Genomic DNA, 21,601 nt, shown 5'->3' on the forward strand with positions numbered 1-21,601 from the left:
GGGCTGGTTGTTTGTGTGCATCACTATTAGGTGTCACACCCATGAAACGTATGTTGATTAATGCAACCCACGCCGAAGAAGTTCGCGTTGCACTGATTACTGGTAATCGTCTTTACGATTTCGATTTAGAAAATCGTACTCGTGAACAAAAAAAATCAAATATTTATAAAGGTCATGTCACTCGCGTTGAACCTTCTTTAGAAGCAGTTTTCGTTGAGTACGGCGCACAGCGTCAAGGCTTTTTATCTATGCGAGAAATTGCAAACTCGTATTTCAAAGCAGATCCTCGTCAAACTTCAAATATTCGTGAACTCATCACTGAAGGCACAGAATTATTGGTTCAAGTTGAAAAAGAAGAACGCGGCAATAAAGGTGCTGCGCTTTCGACTTTTATTTCTCTTGCAGGCCGTTATTTAGTACTTATGCCAAACAACCCGAAAGGTGGCGGTATTAGCCGTCAGATTTCAGGCTCTGTGCGCGAAGAACTTAAAGAAATTCTATCTTCTTTAAATGTACCTCGTGGTATGAGCGTCATTGTTCGTACTGCGGGTATTGGTCGTACACAAGAAGAATTGCAACTTGATTTGCAACATTTACTTGACCTTTGGGCTCAAATCCAAGGTTCAGCAGGTTCTGGCCCATCACCAATGTTAGTTCACCAAGAAGCAGGTGTGGTGACACGTGCGATCCGTGATTATTTACGTGATGACGTGGCTGAAATCCTGATTGATAGTGAACAAGCCTACAACGAAGCGTATAACTTCGTAAAAGCAGTGATGCCACGTCAACTTGATAAGTTAAAAACTTATACCTTGAATGAGCCTTTATTTGCTCATTTCGGCATTGAAAGCCAAATCCAAACCGCTTATGAACGTGAAGTTAAACTTCCGTCTGGTGGTTCAATCGTGATTGACCAAACCGAAGCATTGGTTTCAATCGATATTAACTCGGCGAAATCAACACGTGGTCATGATGTCGAAGAAACGGCTCTAAATACCAATTTAGAAGCAGCAGAAGAAATCGCACGCCAACTTCGTTTACGTGATATCGGTGGTTTAGTGGTCATCGACTTCATTGACATGACCAAAGACCGCAACCAACGTATGGTTGAAGCGAAACTACGTGAAGCGACACAAAGTGATCGCGCGCGTATTCAGTTCGGTCAACTGTCACGTTTTGGACTCATGGAAATGAGTCGTCAACGTTTACGTCCTTCTTTGGAAGAAGCAACAGGTTATGTCTGCCCACGCTGTCATGGCACAGGTATGGTACGCGACTTACGTTCGCTGTCACTTTCAATCATGCGTAAAGTGGAAGAAATTGCTTTGCGCGAGCGTCAAGGTGAAGTTCAAGTTGAAGTTCCAGTTGAAATCGCAGCATTCTTATTAAATGAAAAGCGTCACAGTCTGGTATATCTTGAGCAAACATCAAATGTTCGTGTGACCATATTGCCTCACCCGCACTTAGAAACCCCACATTATCAAATCCAGTACAATCCTGATGGCTTTGCACCATCAAGCTATGAACGTACCGAAGCAACACGTTCAAGCGAAAAAGAACTCGGCTATGAGTCTTCTGACTGGCATTTAGAAGAAGCAGAGCACACGCATGCTGCACCTGCACAAAACAATGCCGCAGCGCAGCAAAAGAAAGCTGCACAACAGCAAGCAGCTCAACCTAAACAAACACAACAAGCAGTTGCACAAAAGTCAGCTAGTCCTTGTGCTTGGTTAGAAAATTTATTTGTTCAAAAGCAAGCGCAAACCACTGATCAATCACGTTCAGCACAAAATGCAGCAGCATCAATTGAACAAATGATTAATAACGGTGCGGTAAGCCGTGGTCAATTTGGTCAGGTCAAACCTGTTACAACGACTGAAGCAGTCGCACCCGTTGCAAATAATGCTTATATTTCACAATCACCAGTGAAACAAGAAGCACGTGAATCATTTGAGAAGGATGAGAAATCTCATCGCCCAAATCAATCGCAAAATCCGAAGAAACGTAAGCATAAAGAACAACGTGAACATCATTCACATGCACATGAGCAACAAAATCAAGTGCAGGAAGAAAATGTTCAAGCTTCTTCTCGTCAAGAGCAACCATCACGCCAAGAGCAACGTGAGTTAAAGCGTCAGCAAAAACGCCAACAACCACAAGAACATCAAAACCAACAGCAACATCATGATGCTGTACATGGTAATGATACAAACGCGTTACCACGTCGTGATCGCAATAACCAACAGCGTCCAAATCGACCAAACCGTCATCGTGACCAAAGTGTTTTAAATGAAACTGCTGCGGTTACACCTGAAACTGTAGCGAATCCTCAACAAATTAAAGTTGATGTGATTGATGCACCTCGCGCAGAACCAATGAACACAGCATTGATCGTAAATATTGATCAAGGTCAGAGTGAAATTGTTGCATTAAACCAACAACAGGCTAATCCAGTTACAAAAACTGAAACAGCACCTGTTGCTGTAGAGCAAGCTGAAGTCCTTGAACCTGTTCAAACAGAACAAGTGGCTACAGAAGTTGAAGAAGTGACATCAACTGAAGCTGCTCCAGCACCTGTAAAACGTGCTAGCAATGATCCACGTTCACGTCGTCGTCATCGTGATTCGCAATCATCGCCTAAAAACATTGTGCCTAAAGTTGTACCGTCACAAATTCCAACGTTAGCTCAGTACACGATGAGTAGCCTGATTCGTCATATATATGGTGAAGACTGTACTATTTTGACTGAGCAATTCGGCTTAGTGACAACATTTAATCGTGCATTACAGAAGTTTGCTGAGCAATATGCAAACACTTTAGTGGTTGAAGCTGTTACTGAAGAAAAACGTCCCGTAACCCGTGATGCTGAACTTCCAACTCAAAAGCAAACTGAAGAAGTTGAACCTGCACCTGTATTGGCACTAACTCCACCAGAAGCACCTGCTACTCGTGTTGCAAATGATCCTCGCGAACGTCGTCGCTTGGCTAAACTTGCAGCTGAACAAGCTAAGGAAGCTCATATCGCTGCAAATACGACTGCTGCACCTGTTGAAAGTACTGAATCGAAAGAAGAAGTGCCAGAAACAGTCGTTCATATTATTGCAGATGAAACAGTAGCGACCACACCAGCGCAACAACCACTAGAACTAGACAGCACTGATGTTACGCCAGCAGAAGCCGCACCAGTTGAAGTTTCTGAGCCAGTAACATCGACTGAAACAGCTGAAGTTGAAATTGTAGCTGAAACGGTTTCTGAAACGACTGAAACTGTTCAAGCGGTTGAAAAAGCTGAGCCAACTGAAGCAGAACTAGAGGATGAAGCAGCGAAGGCAGAAAAGGAAAAATCTAGCCGCCCTCGTCGCCCTCGTGGAAGACCACCTAAAAAGAGCACAACTGGCAATGAATAATTTGCTAAATTGCACTCAATAAGGCAAAGCCTAGTCATTTCGATGACTAGGCTTTTTTGTTATTTTGTCAGATTAGGTTGATTGCTCTAGGAACTTACCAGTAAAAATAGCATTAACAACAATGATGTTAATGGTTGTGTTCTAACAGATAGCCATTTTTGGACTAATCGAAAAATAAAACAGGATTGATATGAGCCAAACTACGCAGACCGATATTATTACCCTTAGTGATGTTGCTACTAGACTTCCAAACTTCATCACCAAAGTACCTCATATTCTCAATGGACTTAAACAAGCATATATACGAACGCCAACTTCACCTGCTGGTTTAGGCATTGCCTTTGAAAAAGCAGTCAAGCGTAACCCTCAAGGCATCGCTCTGTTATTTGAAGATCAAAGTTACAGCTACCAAGCACTGAATGAATGGGCAAACCAAATTGCGCATTACTATTTATCGCTTGGCGCTAAAAAAGGTGATGTAATTGCAGTGATGGTTGAAAACCGTCCTGAACTGATTGCTACGATTGTTGCTTTAGCTAAAATTGGTGTCACGATCGCACTCGTAAACACATCACAAGTCGGTAAGGTCCTTGCTCATAGCATTAATTTGGTTAATCCAATTGCAGTGATTGCAGGTGAAGAAGTCCGTGCTGCGATTGATGAAGCTCGCCCAGAATTAAAAGTGCCACAAGATCGTTTCCACTGGTTTGCTGATCTAGAAACACGAAAAAATGCAGGCATTGCACCTAAAAGTTATGTCAATCTGGCACAACAAATTGATCAATTTCCTAAATTCAATCCATCTACCACACGTACAGTAACGGGTAAAGATGGTTTATTTTATATTTATACCTCTGGTACAACGGGCCTACCAAAAGCTGTTATTTTCACACACAGCCGTTGGACTCTAGCTTACGGCACGTATGGACATATCCTTAACCTCGGTAAAGATGATGTTATGTACGTTACCTTACCGCTTTACCATGCAACGGGAGTTGTGGTGTGCTGGTGTGGTGTAATTGCAGGTAGCGCAACGCTTGCAGTACGTCGTAAATATTCAACTAGCGCATTCTGGAAAGATGTTCAGAAGTTTAATGCTTCAGCGATTGGTTATGTCGGCGAGCTTTGCCGTTACCTCATCGATGCGCCTGCAACTGAACAGGATCGTGCTCACCGTGTCACCAAAATGATTGGTAACGGGATGCGTCCAAATATTTGGGGTAAGTTCAAAGAACGATTTGGTGTAGAAGAAGTACTTGAACTTTATGCATCAAGTGAAGGTAATGTAGGTTTTAGTAATATCTTTAACTTTGACAATACAGTTGGCTTCTCTCCTACTCCATATGCAATTGTTGAATTCGATAAAGAAAAGAATGAGTTGGTTCGCGATAAGAAAGGCAACTGTAAAAAAGTCAAAACAGGTGAAGTCGGCTTACTCGTCGGTAAGATCACTAGCCGATCACCTTTCGATGGCTATACAGACCCAGAGAAGAACAAATCTGTTATTTTAAAAGATGTGTTTAACAAGGGCGACTCATACTTCAATACTGGAGACTTGGTTCGTGACATCGGCTTCCGTCATGCGCAGTTTGTAGACCGTTTAGGCGATACTTTCCGTTGGAAAGGTGAAAACGTTTCTACAACTGAAGTTGAAAACATGGTCTGCGAATATGACAAAATTGTAGAGGCAGTGGTGTATGGTGTTGAAATTCCAAATACCAATGGTCGTGCAGGTATGGCAGCAATCACGTTGGTCGATGGCGCAGAACTCAATGATGCTGATCTAAGCGCTATGGTGAATGTATTTAAAAAATGCTTACCATCTTATGCAATTCCAGTATTTTTACGCATTCAAGCAAAAGTTGAAACCACTGGTACATTTAAATACCAAAAGAATAAACTTAAAGAAGATAGCTTTAACCCAAGCAAAACATCTGAACGTTTATTGGTTTTATTACCAGGTACAAACAGCTATAGTGATGTAAATACTGAAATCTTTGATAACATTCAAAGCTATCAGTACCGTTTCTAGTTTATTTTTTAGCTAAACAAGAGGAAATCGTGCTTTTTATAAACAATCATGCAGATGTTTTTAAATTTCCTCTTGTGTTAGCTGAATAAGTTGCTAGAATACGCAACATCAAAACGAGATGGGTCGTTAGCTCAGTTGGTAGAGCAGCGGACTTTTAATCCGTTGGTCCCGCGTTCGAGTCGCGGACGACCCACCATCTAATGTTTTGAACCCTTATGGGTCGTTAGCTCAGTTGGTAGAGCAGCGGACTTTTAATCCGTTGGTCCCGCGTTCGAGTCGCGGACGACCCACCAGATTCTAAAAAACCTCATCATAAATGATGAGGTTTTTTATTTTGTGCGAACTATCTTTCTAAAAGATGACAACAACTAATAGATTACTTTAAGCATCCTTGCTCAAAGTAAGCTTGTACTTAAATTACAAAAAACTTTCCAACACCGAATTTAAAAAGATATGTCCCTGCTCTGTGCAAGCAATTCGATTTACATCAGCGACCAAAAGTTTTTTGTCACGTAATTGATTCAGCGTCTCACTGATATCTTGTAAATCAAGCCCTGTGCGTTGAGTATAAAATTTCGCATCTACCCCATCATTTAAACGCAAAACATTCATCATAAATTCAAATGGCAATTCATCTGCATCAATACGTTTCATTTGTACATGATCAGCAGGCACTTTGGCTAAATAATCTTTCGGCAAACGGGTTTTCTGAAAACGATAAATACCATCAGGGCGTGTTATCTTGCCGTGCGCACCTGCACCAATCGCTAAATAATCACCAAATTTCCAATAATTCAAATTATGTGCTGAGGGTTTTTCTTTACGCCATGCTGAGACTTCGTAATTAATATAACCATTCGCTTTTAAATAAGCCTCACCCAATTCTTGGATATGTTCTAAAACTTCATCTTGTGGCAATACGGGTTGGGTTCTAAAGAACACCGTATTTGGCTCAATGGTCAGTTGATACCAACTAATATGTGTTGCACCCTGTTCTACAGCTAATCTAAGGTCATTTAAAGCCTGTTCTTGCGTTTGCTGTGGTAAACCATGCATGAGATCAACATTAACGCGCTCAAAGCCTGCTTGACGTGCTTGTTGGATTGCATCTAAAGCATTATTCGCTGTATGAATACGACCCAGTCGCTGTAAATGCTCAGGATCAAAACTTTGTACACCTAATGATAAACGGTTGATGCCAACGGCAAGATAATCCGCAAATGGATCATGTTCAACCGTTCCAGGATTAGCTTCCAATGTGATTTCACAATCTACTTCAAAGTCTAATCGCGCCTTTAATTGACTAAACAACCACTGATAGCCTTGTGCTGAAATTAAAGACGGCGTTCCACCACCAATAAATACGCTATGAATTGACCGACCTTGCGCCATTTCAATTTGAGTCTCAAAATCAGCCACCAGTGCCTCAAGATATTGTTGCTCTAAATCCACAGACAATTCCCCATCAGGAACAGCATGTGAATTGAAGTCACAATAAGGGCACTTACGCACACACCAAGGCATATGAATATAAAGTGAAAGTGGAATATTTGCTGGATTTAAATGACTCAAAATGGAAGCTCAACAACAGAACCCTTTTATTTTAACATGACTCTATCAATCCGCTTATTATCATCACCTCGCTATTCGGTTAGACTGAGACAATGAAGAACAATTAGATTGATAAAATGATCAAAATTACCAGCCAATTGCTATTTATTCTTCCTCTTGCATTAGGTGTTGGTATTGCAATGGCATTTCAAACTGCAATTAATTCACAACTTAGAGAACATTTGCACTCACCTCTTCAAGCTGCCTTACTCTCTTTTTTGGTAGGTACAATTGTGCTTGCATGTATGGTTTATTTTCAAAGCGCAGCAAAACCAAGCTTAGGGGAACTGGCTCAAATTCCGTGGTTTCTGTGGATTGGTGGCTGTCTTGGGGTTTATGCAATTAGTATGAGCATTTATACTGCACCCAAACTAGGATTTTTGACTTTTTCAGGCTTAGTTATTTTCGGCCAATTGACCATTTCAATGTTACTTGACCATTTCGGCTGGTTAGGTACAGAAAAAACACCTGTCAATTGGCAACGTCTTGTCGGCAGTATTGTCATTTTTATTGGTGTTATATTCACTCTACAACGCTAATTCTCCCTCAATTCAATAAGAGTATTTTTTGTGTCTCACGCGACAACCAAGCGGTTTGAACTTAAGCAATTATTTCATTTAATGTTTCCGATCTTGATCACCCAATTTGCTCAAGCTGGGCTTGGTCTTATTGATACCATCATGGCAGGTCATCTTTCTGCTGCTGATTTGGCAGCAATTGCTGTCGGTGTTGGTTTATGGATTCCAATTATGTTGTTATTTGCAGGAATCATGATCGCAACAACACCTTTAGTCGCTGAAGCACGCGGTGCAAGAACACCAGAGAAAATTCCGACTATTGCACGTCAATCCTTATGGGTTGCGGTCATCCTCGGTATCGTATCGATGTTGATTCTACAATTTATGCCGATTTTTTTACCCTTATTTGGCGTTCCTGAAAGCCTATTACCGAAAGCAAGCCTGTTCTTACATGCGATTGGCTTTGGTATGCCTGCGGTGATGATGTATGCAGCATTACGCAGTTATTCAGAAGCCTTAGGGCATCCACGACCTGTGACTGTGATTAGCTTAATTGCCTTATTGGTCCTGATTCCACTGAACTTTATTTTTATGTATGGCTTTGGACCTATTCCTGCTTTAGGGAGTGCGGGTTGTGGCTTTGCAACCGCAATCCTACAATGGCTGATGTTTATTACACTCGCGGTTTATATTTCAAAAGCAAAAGCTTATCAACAAGCACCTATTTTCACACAATGGGAAAAAATTGACCCTGTATGGGTAAAACGCATCTTAAAGCTGGGTCTACCGATTGGTCTAGCTGTATTTTTTGAGGTGAGTATTTTCAGTACAGGCGCGATTGTGCTGAGTCCACTCGGTGAAAATGCGATTGCGGCGCATCAGATTGCAATTTCTGTGACTTCACAATTATTTATGATCCCATTATCTCTTGCGATTGCACTCACAATTCGTGTGGGTACTTATTATGGAGAGAAAAATTGGTATGCGATGCGCCAAGTTCAAAAAGTGGGGTTGATTAGTGCAACCGTTTTTGCTGCTTTGACCATGACACTGATTGCTGTAGCGCGCCCCTATATCGTGGCAATCTATACCAATGATATTCACGTTATTCCAGTCGCCATGTACTTGCTCTGGTTTGCGATGGCATATCAATTGATGGATGCATGGCAAGTCAGTGCCGCAGGCTGTCTACGTGGCATGCAAGACACCCAAGCACCGATGTGGATTACCTTAATGGCATATTGGGTGATTGCTTTCCCAATTGGTTTATATCTTGCACGTTACACAGTTTGGGGTGTTGCAGGCGTTTGGCTCGGATTGATTATCGGTTTAAGCATCGCCTGTATATTCTTGATTGGTCGTTTATATTTAAACAATAAACGATTAGCACAAATGATCAGTGCTAAGTTATAAGAGAATCAAGAAAATTTACGAGGGGGAACATCGTTCACCCTTACCACCCTAATGAATAGACTAACAAAACGACATTCTTTACATGATTGATCGCATTTAAAATTGATCTTTGAGTAATAACCAATCAGCCCAGTCAACGCCACTTACTCGGATATGATTACCCATGCTTTTACTTAAAACGGCACTGGGATCATCATTAATATTGCCATAGATACTCCAACCACTCCCTAAGCGTTGACCAAGTGCAATTATTTCCAACACAAGTTCCGACCAAGAATAGTTTTCGTCATGTGCAAGTTCCAACGTTGCCATGTAACCGCCTTTATTATATTTTTCAATCTTTAAGCTTATTGGTACTCTTTCAAATACATCTATACATTTCTGTATGATCTTTTGAGCAGAACGTTCTGATGTCGCATTTAAATGTAATTTCCATATGGATTTTGGCATTTTATCTCATAGACCTAGAGCTAAATATTTTAACTATATCCGATTATATTCTTACATCACTTAACATTATTTGTTATAGGCAATTTAAGTTTTGTCACCTATGATCAGGGTATCACTTTGAAACTGAATCGAATGAGGTCAAGCGAATATGGCAAAACATGCAAGCTCTCCCAGTAGACGTTTTTTAAAACTGGCTGGTATGACCGCAAGTATTGCCAGTAAAAGCGTTGCCAACTCCATTCGTAATCTCACCGCAGATGAAGAACAAAAAAACGCAGCACGCAGCCAATTGTTCCAAGACATCGGTCTACAAATTGCCGATACATTGGGTGAAATGAAAGGTGCTGTGATGAAAGTCGGGCAAATTGCCTCACAGTATAAAGACATCTTTCCACCTGAAGTCGCCAAAGCAATTGCCAAACTACAACGCCAAGCTCCTGCCATGCCTTTTGCTGCGATCCAAAAACAAGTAGAAAAAGAGTTAGGCAAACCCTTAAACCAAATTTTTAGCTCTTTTGAAACTGAACCATTTGCAGCAGCTTCGATTGGTCAAGTACATCGTGCGGTACTTCCAAATGGGCAAGCAGTTGTGGTGAAAGTACAATATCCAGGGGTTGACCAAGCCTGTGAAAGTGACTTAAAGCAAGTCCGCCTCGCATTGCGCTTAATGGGCGTACTTAAGATTGATAAGAAGCTACAAGATCAACTATTTCAAGAAATTCAGGACAGCCTTTCTGCTGAATTGAACTACGAAATCGAAGCACAGAACCTTGAAGTCTTTAAAATTTTTCATGAGAAGTTGGATGATCAAATCATCATACCAATCGTCTATAAAGATTATTCGTCTCGCCGCGTACTGACGCTCAGTCTTGAACAAGGCGATTCGATTGAAACCGCAAGTACATGGTCAGTTGAAACCCGTAATCAAATCGGTCGTCGTTTGATTCGCGCTTTAGGACAAGAAATGTTTTTCTTGAAGCGTTTTCATTGTGATCCTCATCCGGGCAACTTCGCTTTCCGTGAAGATGGCAGTGTGATTATTTATGATTACGGTAGCGTCAAAACGCTATCCCCTGAAATCATTCAACACTTTAAAGCATTGGTCAATGCAGCTCGCCAAGAGGATATTGCTCAGGTTGAAGATTTATTGGTTGCACTGCATTCAATTGCTGAAAAGCAAAAATTTCCAACAGAACTGTATACGCAATGGATTGAAATTCTATTGCGCCCATTAAGCACGCATTATGACTTTGCTGAAAATTCATCGCATCACGATGGAATGCGACTTGTTAAAAAATCGCTGAAATATTGGGATGTATTTAAACCTTCTCCAGATACGCTCATGGTCAACCGTACGATTTCAGGACATTATTGGAACTTGATTCACCTTAAAGTTCACGACAACTTAAATGATTTATTTGAAGAGCTTGTTCCAAATTACTAAAAACCACCCCCTTTATTTTGAATAAAGGGGGTGAAATATTTTACCTACAATTTATAGATCACTCACTTGAAAGCAGTAGAATTGACTCCATATATTGTTATGTTATAACATACCCTAAAAATAGGAGTCATTTAAAATGCGTAAAGATATCCATCCTGCTTATCAACAAGTCTTGTTTCATGATACCAATGCTGATGCCTACTTTTTAATTGGTAGCACACTACAGACCAAACAAAGCAAAGAATATCAAGGAAAAGTCTATCCATACGTTACCCTAGATATTTCAAGTGCATCGCATCCGTTTTATACAGGTGAAGTACGCCAAGCAAGTAATGAAGGTCGTGTTGCCAGCTTTAACAAACGCTTTGCACGTTTTAATCGCAAAGGTTAATCTTGTTTTAAGTTTCATTCATTAAGCTATTAATATTGGAAGTCTAAGGTTATCCTCCGCTTAGACTTCTTTTTTTATGTCTAGATTCTATAGATCCTAGCGATCAGTTGATTTACCCACCATGCCAAATTCAATCGGTGTTTTCACATAAAATAAAGAAATCTCTTTACTATTCAGATAACTCAATAATTCGATTGCCTGTTCAGAGCTTACTGCAAATTGAATTTGTATAGGTCGATCCGCTAATTCAAAGAAACGAGCAGAATGAACTAAACCCTGATAATCAACACCTTCCAAACCCGCTAATACTGTCGCCCCACGCAAATTCATTTGACTTGCGACTGCCAACAGCCATTCGCTAATCGGTTTTCCCTAAACATTATGGTTTTGTGTCGTATAAAAAGTAATTAAAAATCCATTCATTTCATCACTCCTTGGCTATCTATGTAGCACTAAGCCATTGATGCAGGCTCATACCTAAGATGGTAAACAGCAATGATCCAAGCACATGAATCAAAATCGCAGCACAGGCATAACCCAATTTACCACTTTGTAATAAGGTAATAATCTCAGCCGAAAATGTTGAGAACGTGGTCAATGCACCACAAAAGCCCGTGATCACGAACAGTTTGTAATTGGGACTCAATGAGCTTTGAGAAAAATAGGAAATTGCAAAACCAATAATAAAGCCACCAACAAAGTTGACGGTGACCGTTCCTAAAGGAATATTGGGAAAAATAGGATTCAGCTTTAAACCCAAAAACCAACGTAACCATGCACCGAGTACCGAACCTAAAGCAATCGAAAGTAATGGATAATACATAACTTACTCCAAACCTGAGGTTGGAGGTAAACAGACATTAAACATAGATTGATAAATATTTTTCTGAAAATTTGTCATCTGCGAACTCCAAAAATGAGAACAGAGCACGCACAAACCTACGCCCCCTGTTCAGGGTAACGTAGGCATCATTAGCCAAAACGGCGGTTTGTAATAGGAGGAATGCCATCTCTTTTGCTCTAAAATAACATAATTTTTAGACAACTCAACTGCTGTGTATAAACACAAAGTTATCCACAATTTATTGAGATTCTGGCAATACTTTTTCTCCCACCACATAAAAATCCAGTTTAGGAACCACAAAAGTGAAAGCTGCGGCATCATCATCTAAACCAAATTGTTGCAACAATTGAGGAGCCTGTAATTTATCAATCTCAGCAGCCTGAATTTGTTGAAATTGCACAGGCATGTTGATATCCCCTTGCGACATCCGAGTCGGTTGGTCAATCCATTCAGCCCACGCATGATCTTGATCCACCAAAAATTGAACAGCCTCCTCCCATGAGGAAAATAAGCTTTGCCAAGCCTCAGGTAAACGTTTCTGCATAGTGATGTGTATATCACTGCTAAAAGAATAATCTTCATCCATACGAATACAAGTATGAATCACGTTTTCATCTCGTTGATGCTGAAAATGTGATGCATATTGCGCAGGCATCACATCACTGGCGAGGCGACCACCGATCGCATACAAAGCTTGATCAACGATCACTTGTTCAAAGATTACGGTCTTGGGCTTTGATTCATTTAAATAAAAGCGCCAATTACTTTGCCGAGGTGAAGGCATTAGTTGGCGTAGTATTCCAAGAAAAGTAAAGCCAAAATGCTGGTGCTGATAAGTTAAAATAGTAAAGATGGTTTTGCCCTGCTTTTCCCACAACACAACAGGATCTGGATAACGCTGGCGAACTTGCTCAACATCCACCAACCAAGACAAATAAACCACATTGCTCACCTGACTTTGTAAATGCATAAAAGGAAGTGTGCGCATCATCATACGACGGAGTTGCAAGATAAAACGACAACTTAATATCGGCGCGAAAAATCGCAATACAGACCTTGATGAGGACCACTTTAAACGGTGTCTATTCATTATTATTTAAAAGATTCATGCTCGCTTTGAGCATAAACTGCCAAGATTACAACGTCCAGTTCAAATGCGATGCTGTATTTTAAATGTTATGATGCCAGCATTACTTCATCAAACATGGAATTTTGAAATGGCTCAAAGCTTATTGGCACAACTTAAAGATGGTTCAGCAAAGTTTGCAGACGTATTGGCATTTATTGAAGCGCGTTATCAACATACGCCAACAGCCTTTCAAAATGGCGCACAATCAAATGCTGAAACCGAAAACCAAGGCAGCGCAAAAGTACTCAGCTTTGCTCAAATCGAAGGCTTAAATCAATCGGATACGCTCAGTTTATTTGCGGAACATTATGCATCTGTATTGGCGACACCTGAAGCAACAGATCATCAAAATATTCGTCAGTTTATGCAAAATGGTTGGGATGGCGTGAAGTTTGAAGGTAAAGCACTGACTGCAAAATAAGATAAAGGAGGTCTTTAACCTCCTTTTTTATCATCATTTTCTATTGTAATGTTGGGTCTAACTAATTTAGATAAATCTGTCGTTAAACTATAAAAATCGCCACCCATTTTCCCAACACTATCGAGTTGCTGTTGATCAATCATCTGTCCATCCCATAACCGATCATCAACATAAATCGATTTGACATCCAGCAATACGACTGTACCTCCAGATGCTAAGCTACTGAGTTGAATAGACCTCTTGCGAAAGTATAAAATCGTTTATACTATTTTCTATGAGATATGAAAATTTAACACGATTTAATGATGAAGAATTTAAACGTTTAGTTGGGGTTCCTCGTCCTTTATTTTCTAAAATGATGACGATTTTAGAAAATTCTGAGCGCGCAAAGAAAAAATCTGGGCGTCCGCATTCTTTAACTTTAGAAGATCAATTATTATTATCTTTGAATTACTTACGATCATATAGAACACAGCTAGAATTATCAGTTGATTATGGTATAGCTGAAAGTAATGTTAATCGCACGATTCAAAAAGTTGAAAATGCCCTGATTCAATCTCGATATTTTGCTTTACCTAAACGAAATCAATATGTAGCAAATGATGATTTTGTAATCATAGATGTTACAGAATCACAAATTGAACGTCCCAAAAAAACAAAGAAAATTCTATAGTGGGAAAAAGAAGAAGCATACATTAAAAACACAGGTTATTTTTAATCCAAAATTAAATCAAATTGTGAGTATTCAAGTTGAAATAGGGACAATGCATGATCTTAAAATAGCTCGAAAATATACTAAAGAATTTGCCAATTTTACATGTGTTTTGGGAGATTTGGCCTATAAAGGGCTCAAAGAAATAAAGAGTAAGTTATTAATTCCAATTAAAAAACCAAGGAAAATGAGCTTACCGAAAGAAGCTAAGCAAATCAACAAGGAAATAAGTTGTCGTCGAATTCCGATTGAACATATAAATTCAAGACTTAAAGTCTTTCGTATTCTGAGTGAACGATATAGAAATAGACGAAAAAGATTCGGATTAAGAGTAAATTTAATTTCTGGGCTTATCAATTGGATGATCAAAAAATAACTTTCGCAAGAGGTCTAATGACTTCTCTTAATTCGCATTCATATCGCACTGGTGCATATTTTACTGCCAAGGCTGCGACTGCATGGCTCGGTTCAAACTCAATCTCAGCAAAATCAAACTCACTTTGCTCTGGTGGCAATAAAGCACAAGATAAATTCATCTGTTCAAGTAGTTGTGAATTTACAATATGAATCGCACATTGTTGAGTCTCGATTAAATTTCTCAAAGTATCTTTATCTTGCCCATTTCTTGGATTGACTTGTGAATACCAAAGGATGGGAGGATTACAACTCGCAACGTTAAAGAATGAATAAGGGGCTATATTGGCCACGCCACTAGCAGAGATTGTACTGATCCATGCGATGGGTCTAGGCGTAATTCCCCCAACCAACAAACGATAGATCTGATTGGCATCTAACTCAGAGGTTTCAAAAATCATGATGCTTGCACTACCTACTTATGGACGTTCAGTATATTGTGGTAAATCATCTGTAATGCAGTCCCATTCTGCTTTTGACGCCGCGAAAATATGCATGCTTGGTTTTTGCTGTAAAGGTGTATCTAATGTACCAATTCTTAAACGATACAATTCTGGCTGCGCATCACGTGAGCTAATGAGTGGTGAACCACATTCCCCACAAAACCAGCGATAAACACCTGCAACAGCAAATTTTTTAACGAGGTGCTCACCTTGTACAATTTTAAAATCTCTACTACTAATCGGTGCATTGGTGGCATAAGCCGTCCCGTTAGCTTTACGGCAACGCTGACAATGGCATTGGACTATCTCACCAATTTCACCCTGAATTTCGTAGCGGATGCCCTGACATAAACAACTCCCTTGATATACTGGCGATTGTTCAGACATACCATCATGCATCCTATATTGATTAACTACTCAAAACTAACACTATTCACATATCAAACAAAGTACAAAACAGCGTATTTATATGCTTAAAAAATGTTGTACGCCTTGCCCTGCTGCTCGCCCTGTGGCAAAACAAGCCGTCAGCAAATATCCGCCTGTTGGTGCATCCCAGTCCAGCATTTCGCCACAGCAAAACACATAAGGATTAGATTTCAATTGCAATTGTGGAGATAAAACATCTTGCTTGACCCCGCCCGCACAGCTAATTGCCTCTTCGATTGGACGGAAGCCATCTAAAGAAATACTGAGATGTTTGATCTGCTGCACCATTTGCTTGGCATCTGACCATAAGCTTTTATCAACGATTTCCCGAAGCAGATTAATTTTGACCTGATCCAACCCTGCTTTACGCCAAAGGTTAGTAAGTGACTGCTTCTTATTGGCTTGTAACTTCTTTTCTAATTGTTCAATACTGATATCTGGAAGTAAGTCTAGGTGAAGTTTTAGGTTTTTCTTTTGGCTCAGCTGTGTTCTTAAATCACGCCCCAGCTTATAAATCACACCACTCTCAAAACCATAATGCGTAATGATGATATCGCCATGTGTCTTTCGCTCAGATGTAACCCACGCATCAACTCGTTTGAGTGGCTGACCAAAACAATCTTGCATAAACGACGACCATTGTTTCAGAACCCCAGCATTGCTAGCCTGAAATGGTTCAATCTCATCGGAAGGAAGCCATTGCTGCCAAGCGCCATCACTGCCTAATTGTGACCATGACACTGCTCCACAGGCCAACACAATCGCATCATAAGTTGCACTAAATTGCTCAGTCTGATTCTCTATCGTGAGTTGATTGTTGGATAAATCCACACAACGATGACGATAATGAAATTTTACGCCATCATTCATCAATCGCTTTAACCAAGCACGAAGTAACGGTGCTGCCTTCATTTCTACAGGGAAGACGCGTCCTGAACTACCAACATAGGAATCGATCCCAAGACCTTGCATCCAATTTTGAATCCACTGAGCATCCCATTGTTTCACCCAAGGGCTCAACCAATCCGTACGATCATAGCGTTGTATAAATACGTCTACAGGCTCAGCATGTGAGATATTTAAACCTGTTTTGCCCGCCATTAAAAACTTGCGCGCTGCAGAAGGTTTTTGTTCAAACACATCAATTTGATAGTTGTATTGACTCAACTCTTCAGCAGCCATCAAGCCCGCTGGACCTGCACCAATAATCGCAATGCGTTTAGACATCAAGCTTCTCTTGAATATTCTGCCCTTGTAAAGGTGCAAAATCATCAAAACGGGTTGTATAGCCTTCTGGTTTTCGAATGATCAGTTGTTGGCACAACTCGCCACGTTCTAAGTACTTAATTTCAAAATGAGTACGTGCAGAATCTGCTGCAATTTTTTGTTTTTCATACGGTAATTTCCACAGCTCAAGCAACTGCTGTTCTGCTTCATCAATATATGAAGGGATATTACTTGCGAGCGTAAGCGTACCATTGGGCTGAAGGCGAGATACTAAGAACTCAAAGAATGGCATATTCAGCCAACGCTGTGCAGGATTATGCGGCTCTGGATTTGGGTAAAGAATAAAAAATTGTTCCACTTGAGCTGGATATAAGGCATGCACAATCCAAGGTAAAGCATCGGCATGAATCGGATTGAGATATTCACGCGGTTCTAGTTGATGCTGTTTTTGCATCGCCATAAATTTTTCTTTGGTTCGTTCAATCGCATACAACGTGGTTTGCGGATTTTGCCCCGTAAACAACAAGGCATGTTTGCCTTTTCCAGCACCAATTTCGACACAAATCGGTGTACTAGGAATGGCAATAAAATCACGAGGGGCTTGCATACGTTGTGCTTGAAATTGACGAATCGACATAATCTCATCAAACTATCTAGAAATCGGCATAAGTCTAACAACTCACTTTACTTTTGCCTAATCTATTTGTTTTATGTTTTAGGAATTTTCTATGCCACGTACATTTCCCTGTCCTCGTTGTGGTGAAGCCAGCACTTGGGAAGCTAATGAATTTCGTCCTTTTTGCTCAGAGCGTTGTAAATTGATCGACCTAGGTGCTTGGGCAAGTGATGAATATAAATTACCGACTCAAGATACTCCTCAAGCAGGCTTACAACGCCAAGAAGATGATTATGAGGACTAACCTGCTTTGCTTGCAACAAATGGGTTAAATTGCTTTTCATAACCAATGGTACTAATGGGTCCGTGACCTGAAATAAATTGAGTTTCATCAGGCAAAGTAAAGCATTCACGTTGAATTGAATCCAGTAATTGCTGATGATTACCTTTTGGAAAATCAGTACGCCCAATCGAACCTTTGAACAATACATCACCGGTCCATAGCAAACCATGTTTGGCATTATAGAACATCACATGACCTGGGGTATGACCTGGCGCAAAACGGACTTCAAACTCATCTTCACCCAGTTTCAACGTTTCGCCCCCCTCTAACCACTGATCAACTTTGACAGGTTGTGGGATCGGGAAACCATAGCGTGCTGAGACTTCTTGGATCATATCAAGCCAAAACTGATCTTCTTTATGCGGCCCAATCACTGGAATATTCCATGTCTTAGCAAGTTCACCTACCGCACCTGCATGATCAAGATGCCCATGTGTTAACCAAAGTGCTTTAACATTTAAACCAAGTGCTTCTACTTGTTGTTTAAGTACAGCGGCATCACCACCTGCGTCAATCAAAACAGCATCTTTACTTTCACTATCCCAAAGAATAGAACAATTTTGGGCAAATGCAGTAACGGGTACAATTTTGACTTGCAACATAAAAAACCTCTGGCGAAATAAAACGTCAATTTAACGATGGGCTAAGGTATGAGTGAGAGCGTCAAGATTAGCCTGAACCAGACTAGCAAGCAAATCAATATGCGCTTGATCGCTGTTCAAAGCCGGAATATAAGCATATTCCCCACCACCCGCATGTTGAAACAGTTCTTTATTCTGGATGGCCAACTCTTCCAATGTTTCTAAACAATCTGCCGAAAATGCAGGGCTCAACACTTGCACTGATTTAACTTTTTGCTCACCCCACTGCTGTAAGAGCACATCCGTATATGGTTTGACCCATTCTTGCTTACCAAATCGAGATTGGAAACTAATTGCCCATTCATGCTCATTTAAGTGCAATGCCTCAGCGACGAGTTTCGCTGTCATACGGCAACGATCAGCGTAGGGATCACCTTTATCCGCATACGGCTGCGGGATACCATGAAAAGACATCAATAATTTTTCAGGTTTACCATATTTGGCTTGATAAGCGACAACACTATCCGCCAATGCCTGAATAAACATGGGATGTTGATAATAATCTTTGATTAACGTAAGACCGGGTAAATGGCGTTGTTTAGGAATCCATTTTGCAAAAGCATCATACAGGGGGGCTGTTGATGTTGCGGAATACTGCGGAAATAAAGGTAAAAGGATGACGTGCTCTTGTGGGTTTTTTTCAAGCTGCTCAAAAACACCATATATGCTGGGTTGCCCATAGGTCATAGCAGGAACAACCGTCAAATCAAAATGCTGATTTTCCGATTGTAAACGTCGCTTCACCAATTCAGTTTGCTCAAGCACAATTTCTCGCATTGGTGAATCTTTTGACCATACGGAAGCATAAGCTTCAGCCACTCTTTTAGGACGGAATGTCAATACAAATAAATGTAAAATAATCCACCAAATCGGTTTCGGGATTTCAATTACACGTGTATCGGATAAAAATTGTTTTAAAAATCGACGTACTGCTGGCACAGTGGCTTCGTCTGGCGTACCTAAATTTGCTAAAACCACAGTCACTTTTGGTTTTGGTGTAGCTGACATAGATCGCTTCCGCTATAGCTGAATTTCTTCAATTACTTTAGCAGCTTTATGATTATTTTTTAAATTGAATTAATGCATAGTCTTAAATTGAAAAACCCGATTACTATCCAAAATATTACTTTCTAATAACTTCTGCCCTTTTGAGGTCAATTGCCATAACATCCGTTGACGATCATCACGGCCAGTTGGAATGATCCATTCATTTTGACGCATTTGTGTTTTAATTTCATGGAGTGCACGAATATTGATTTGCGCGCGAGAAACAGCATGCGCTCTTGGCATTTCTACACGTGCATCATCGAGACCTGTTTCATTTAAATATTCATTCATACGTTTAGAAAAATATTCTTCAGGTGTAGGAATTACAAATGAGGCACCTAAGACATTCAGTAATTGTGCCCATGTCATTTTACGGAATGGTTTAACTTCTTTGAAATTACCATCTTGATAAGCATGCATACGATATTCAAATGAATAAATCTCATGCATTGATACCTTTGGAACAGTTGCAATCGGATCGACTTCTCGACTTCCAACTTCAGTTTCAAGTTGTTTTACTTTTGCACGCAAACTGTCAATTTCATCTTGTAAAACTTGGGTATTTTGCGGACGCACCCAACCGACCACAGGATAACGTTCTAACATTTGCGGCATATTCGAACGTACCGCAAGTTCTAAATCACGCAAAGTCCGATAAGTAAAAACTTGATCAACTTCATGTTGAAGCTGTTTTCTAAACTCTTTGAATTTTTCTCTTAATTCTAATTTATGATCATGTAATACAGCATCACGTGATTCAGGATCTTCATGCATGAATACAATCACGGGTTTCTGCTTCGTCATGGCGTAAATATATTCCAAATGCATGTAACCCACACCTGAAACGGATTGTTCGCCATACTGGCTACCTAATAAGATTACGACGTAATCACAGTCATCTATTTGACGACGAGCAATAGAGGTACTTAATGGTGTGCGCTGTTCTAAGCCCCACGAAAAGAACCCCATCCCAACCAAAGTTTGAGTCAAGACTGCTCGCTCTGGTTGCATTTCATTGCCAGACGTAGAAATAAACACTTGATAACGGGTATCTTGCATAGGCTAAGCCTCAACTCACTGATCAATAATTTTAAGCTATTTTGCTTAAATTTTATTAATAGATAACCTAGATAAAACCACAAATATGATTAGATTTTACGCACTTAAGCAGTAATTTCATCCAAATTGCGAATCGTCCATGTTATTTGTTCTGGTACTAGATGTTTGAGCACTAATGATAACTCAATCGCATTATTACCACTGACATAACATTCAATACGTGTAATATTATGACTTATTTTGTCACATAATAACCTATTTTTTATCAAAATGTATGCTGTTTGTCGTGCAACCGCTTGCCCAGAGTCAATTAACTTTAACTTTTCACCAAAAACCTGACGAATCGCATCTTTAAGGAAGGGATAATGGGTACAACCCAACACTAAAAAGTCCGCACCTTGAGCAACAACAGGCTGTAAAATCTCTTGCAATACATTCAAACAACCTTGACTCATTTGCTGGCCTGACTCTACAAAAGGTACAAGTTTTAAACTGGTTACAGCGAGAACTTTCACCCCAGCAGGTTCAGCAAATTTGAGCATGACATCTTTAATCAATTGACCACGAAAAGTTGCTGGTGTTGCTAACACCGCTACAACTTTAGATTGGGTTTGAATCACAGCAGGCTTCAACGCAGGAACTAAACCTACGATTGGAAAACGCTCACCATAATAATCTCGCAAATAATCCAAACTAAAAGCTGAAGCAGTGTTACAAGCGACAACTGCAATTTTGCAACCTTGTCGATACAACCACTCAATTGCTTGAGCAGTAAGCTTGCGAATCTCTTGGTCTGAACGCGCACCATAGGGAACATGCGCTGTATCTGCATAATAAAGAATGCGTTCATTCGGTAAATGTTGTGCAATTTCTTGTGCAATCGATAATCCACCAATACCCGAATCAAAAACCCCAATTGGCGCATCAGCAGATGCGTGTGGCATAGGATCCAATAAGAGAGGCATAGGTTGAACAGCTGTCATACACACGTGAGCACTAATTTATCTAAT

At 40.2% G+C, this 21,601-nt stretch carries 21 protein-coding genes, 2 tRNA genes, 2 pseudogenes and 1 riboswitch; of the genes and pseudogenes, 11 read left to right on the forward strand and 14 right to left on the reverse strand.

Translation table 11 applies throughout. The annotated features are described in order from the left end of the window. Positions 1-41 precede the first annotated feature (41 nt). From O1450_RS14095 to O1450_RS14110, 4 genes are all read left to right on the forward strand, one after another. Positions 42-3,407, forward strand: coding sequence for an Rne/Rng family ribonuclease (locus tag O1450_RS14095; protein WP_269228930.1), 3,366 nt, complete (start codon positions 42-44; stop codon positions 3,405-3,407). Positions 3,408-3,597: 190 nt separating this feature from the next. Then, a complete protein-coding gene (locus tag O1450_RS14100) occupies positions 3,598-5,439 on the forward strand; it encodes a long-chain-acyl-CoA synthetase (RefSeq protein WP_269228931.1) in 1,842 nt (613 codons plus the stop codon). 120 nt (positions 5,440-5,559) lie between these two features. Beyond that, positions 5,560-5,635: transfer RNA gene (locus O1450_RS14105), tRNA-Lys, on the forward strand. A 21-nt stretch (positions 5,636-5,656) separates the two neighbouring features. Beyond that, positions 5,657-5,732: transfer RNA gene (locus O1450_RS14110), tRNA-Lys, on the forward strand. A 124-nt stretch (positions 5,733-5,856) separates the two neighbouring features. Here O1450_RS14110 and hemW read toward each other — a convergent pair. Next, positions 5,857-7,011, reverse strand: coding sequence for a radical SAM family heme chaperone HemW (gene hemW / locus O1450_RS14115; RefSeq protein ID WP_269228932.1), 1,155 nt, complete (start codon positions 7,009-7,011; stop codon positions 5,857-5,859). A gap of 116 nt (positions 7,012-7,127) precedes the next feature. Between hemW and O1450_RS14120 the strand changes: the two genes are divergently transcribed. Continuing rightward, on the forward strand, positions 7,128-7,589 hold the full coding sequence (locus O1450_RS14120) for a DMT family transporter (protein WP_269228933.1): 462 nt from the start codon (positions 7,128-7,130) through the stop codon (positions 7,587-7,589). Between the two features lie 30 nt (positions 7,590-7,619). Further along, positions 7,620-8,981, forward strand: coding sequence for an MATE family efflux transporter (locus O1450_RS14125; RefSeq protein ID WP_269228934.1), 1,362 nt, complete (start codon positions 7,620-7,622; stop codon positions 8,979-8,981). Positions 8,982-9,077: 96 nt separating this feature from the next. Here O1450_RS14125 and O1450_RS14130 read toward each other — a convergent pair whose 3' ends face one another. Next, positions 9,078-9,431, reverse strand: coding sequence for a hypothetical protein (locus O1450_RS14130; RefSeq protein WP_269228935.1), 354 nt, complete (start codon positions 9,429-9,431; stop codon positions 9,078-9,080). Positions 9,432-9,579: 148 nt separating this feature from the next. Between O1450_RS14130 and O1450_RS14135 the strand changes: the two genes are divergently transcribed. After that, positions 9,580-10,875 carry an ABC1 kinase family protein gene (locus O1450_RS14135; protein WP_269228936.1) on the forward strand — a complete coding sequence of 432 codons (1,296 nt, stop codon included), beginning with the start codon at positions 9,580-9,582 and terminating at the stop codon, positions 10,873-10,875. A 136-nt stretch (positions 10,876-11,011) separates the two neighbouring features. Continuing rightward, a complete protein-coding gene (locus O1450_RS14140) occupies positions 11,012-11,266 on the forward strand; it encodes a type B 50S ribosomal protein L31 (protein WP_005218504.1) in 255 nt (84 codons plus the stop codon). 96 nt (positions 11,267-11,362) lie between these two features. Here the strand turns inward: O1450_RS14140 and O1450_RS14145 are convergent, their stop codons facing one another. The 3 genes from O1450_RS14145 to O1450_RS14155 all read right to left on the reverse strand — a co-directional run bounded on the left by O1450_RS14145 (position 11,363) and on the right by O1450_RS14155 (position 13,200). After that, positions 11,363-11,629 (reverse strand): DUF190 domain-containing protein, encoded by a 267-nt coding sequence (locus tag O1450_RS14145; protein WP_269230476.1) that lies wholly within the window; start codon positions 11,627-11,629, stop codon positions 11,363-11,365. Between the two features lie 79 nt (positions 11,630-11,708). Next, positions 11,709-12,089, reverse strand: a complete 381-nt coding sequence (gene crcB / locus O1450_RS14150) for a fluoride efflux transporter CrcB (RefSeq protein ID WP_004659163.1) — start codon at positions 12,087-12,089, stop codon at positions 11,709-11,711. 133 nt (positions 12,090-12,222) lie between these two features. After that, positions 12,223-12,289, reverse strand: a riboswitch (Fluoride riboswitch). A 59-nt stretch (positions 12,290-12,348) separates the two neighbouring features. Then, positions 12,349-13,200: a DUF2071 domain-containing protein gene (locus O1450_RS14155; protein ID WP_269228937.1), complete on the reverse strand. Its 852-nt coding sequence runs from the start codon at positions 13,198-13,200 to the stop codon at positions 12,349-12,351. A 127-nt stretch (positions 13,201-13,327) separates the two neighbouring features. Here O1450_RS14155 and O1450_RS14160 point away from each other — a divergent pair, with 127 nt between their 5' ends. Next, positions 13,328-13,660, forward strand: a complete 333-nt coding sequence (locus tag O1450_RS14160; RefSeq protein ID WP_269228938.1) for a HopJ type III effector protein — start codon at positions 13,328-13,330, stop codon at positions 13,658-13,660. A 14-nt stretch (positions 13,661-13,674) separates the two neighbouring features. On the opposite strand, the pseudogene O1450_RS14165 reads toward O1450_RS14160, so the two are convergent. Beyond that, positions 13,675-13,893, reverse strand: a pseudogene (locus O1450_RS14165) (flavin reductase family protein); the annotation flags it as partial. A gap of 41 nt (positions 13,894-13,934) precedes the next feature. On the opposite strand from O1450_RS14165, the gene O1450_RS14170 reads away from it, so the two are divergent. Next, a protein-coding gene (locus tag O1450_RS14170) for an IS5 family transposase (RefSeq protein WP_269228939.1) occupies positions 13,935-14,748 on the forward strand; the annotation gives its coding sequence in 2 pieces (ribosomal slippage) (positions 13,935-14,317 and positions 14,316-14,748; 816 coding nt in all). Between the two features lie 13 nt (positions 14,749-14,761). On the opposite strand, the pseudogene O1450_RS14175 reads toward O1450_RS14170, so the two are convergent. The 4 genes and pseudogenes from O1450_RS14175 to O1450_RS14190 form a co-directional block, all read right to left on the reverse strand. Further along, a pseudogene (locus O1450_RS14175) lies at positions 14,762-15,187 on the reverse strand (flavin reductase family protein); the annotation flags it as partial. A gap of 18 nt (positions 15,188-15,205) precedes the next feature. Then, the gene (locus O1450_RS14180) at positions 15,206-15,616 is read right to left on the reverse strand and encodes a GFA family protein (RefSeq protein WP_005218516.1); all 411 of its coding nucleotides are present in this window, start codon (positions 15,614-15,616) and stop codon (positions 15,206-15,208) included. A gap of 78 nt (positions 15,617-15,694) precedes the next feature. Further along, positions 15,695-16,885 (reverse strand): TIGR03862 family flavoprotein, encoded by a 1,191-nt coding sequence (locus tag O1450_RS14185; RefSeq protein WP_269228940.1) that lies wholly within the window; start codon positions 16,883-16,885, stop codon positions 15,695-15,697. Next, entirely contained in the window at positions 16,878-17,522 is a 645-nt protein-coding gene (locus O1450_RS14190) for an SAM-dependent methyltransferase (protein WP_269228941.1), read from the reverse strand. Before O1450_RS14190 ends, O1450_RS14185 begins: the two co-directional genes overlap by 8 nt. A 91-nt stretch (positions 17,523-17,613) precedes the next feature. Between O1450_RS14190 and O1450_RS14195 the strand changes: the two genes are divergently transcribed. Continuing rightward, positions 17,614-17,805, forward strand: a complete 192-nt coding sequence (locus O1450_RS14195) for a DNA gyrase inhibitor YacG (RefSeq protein ID WP_269228942.1) — start codon at positions 17,614-17,616, stop codon at positions 17,803-17,805. Here O1450_RS14195 and O1450_RS14200 read toward each other — a convergent pair. The 4 genes from O1450_RS14200 to murI form a co-directional block, all read right to left on the reverse strand. After that, positions 17,802-18,446 carry an MBL fold metallo-hydrolase gene (locus O1450_RS14200; RefSeq protein ID WP_269228943.1) on the reverse strand — a complete coding sequence of 215 codons (645 nt, stop codon included), beginning with the start codon at positions 18,444-18,446 and terminating at the stop codon, positions 17,802-17,804. The genes O1450_RS14195 and O1450_RS14200 overlap by 4 nt on opposite strands. A gap of 30 nt (positions 18,447-18,476) precedes the next feature. Continuing rightward, positions 18,477-19,493 (reverse strand): ferrochelatase, encoded by a 1,017-nt coding sequence (gene hemH, locus O1450_RS14205; protein ID WP_269228944.1) that lies wholly within the window; start codon positions 19,491-19,493, stop codon positions 18,477-18,479. Positions 19,494-19,562: 69 nt separating this feature from the next. Further along, the gene (locus O1450_RS14210) at positions 19,563-20,591 is read right to left on the reverse strand and encodes a DUF4062 domain-containing protein (RefSeq protein WP_269228945.1); all 1,029 of its coding nucleotides are present in this window, start codon (positions 20,589-20,591) and stop codon (positions 19,563-19,565) included. 104 nt (positions 20,592-20,695) lie between these two features. Further along, positions 20,696-21,574: a glutamate racemase gene (murI, locus tag O1450_RS14215; protein ID WP_269228946.1), complete on the reverse strand. Its 879-nt coding sequence runs from the start codon at positions 21,572-21,574 to the stop codon at positions 20,696-20,698. Positions 21,575-21,601 lie beyond the last annotated feature (27 nt).

Source organism: Acinetobacter sp. TR11, from assembly GCF_027105035.1.
Lineage (GTDB): Bacteria > Pseudomonadota > Gammaproteobacteria > Pseudomonadales > Moraxellaceae > Acinetobacter.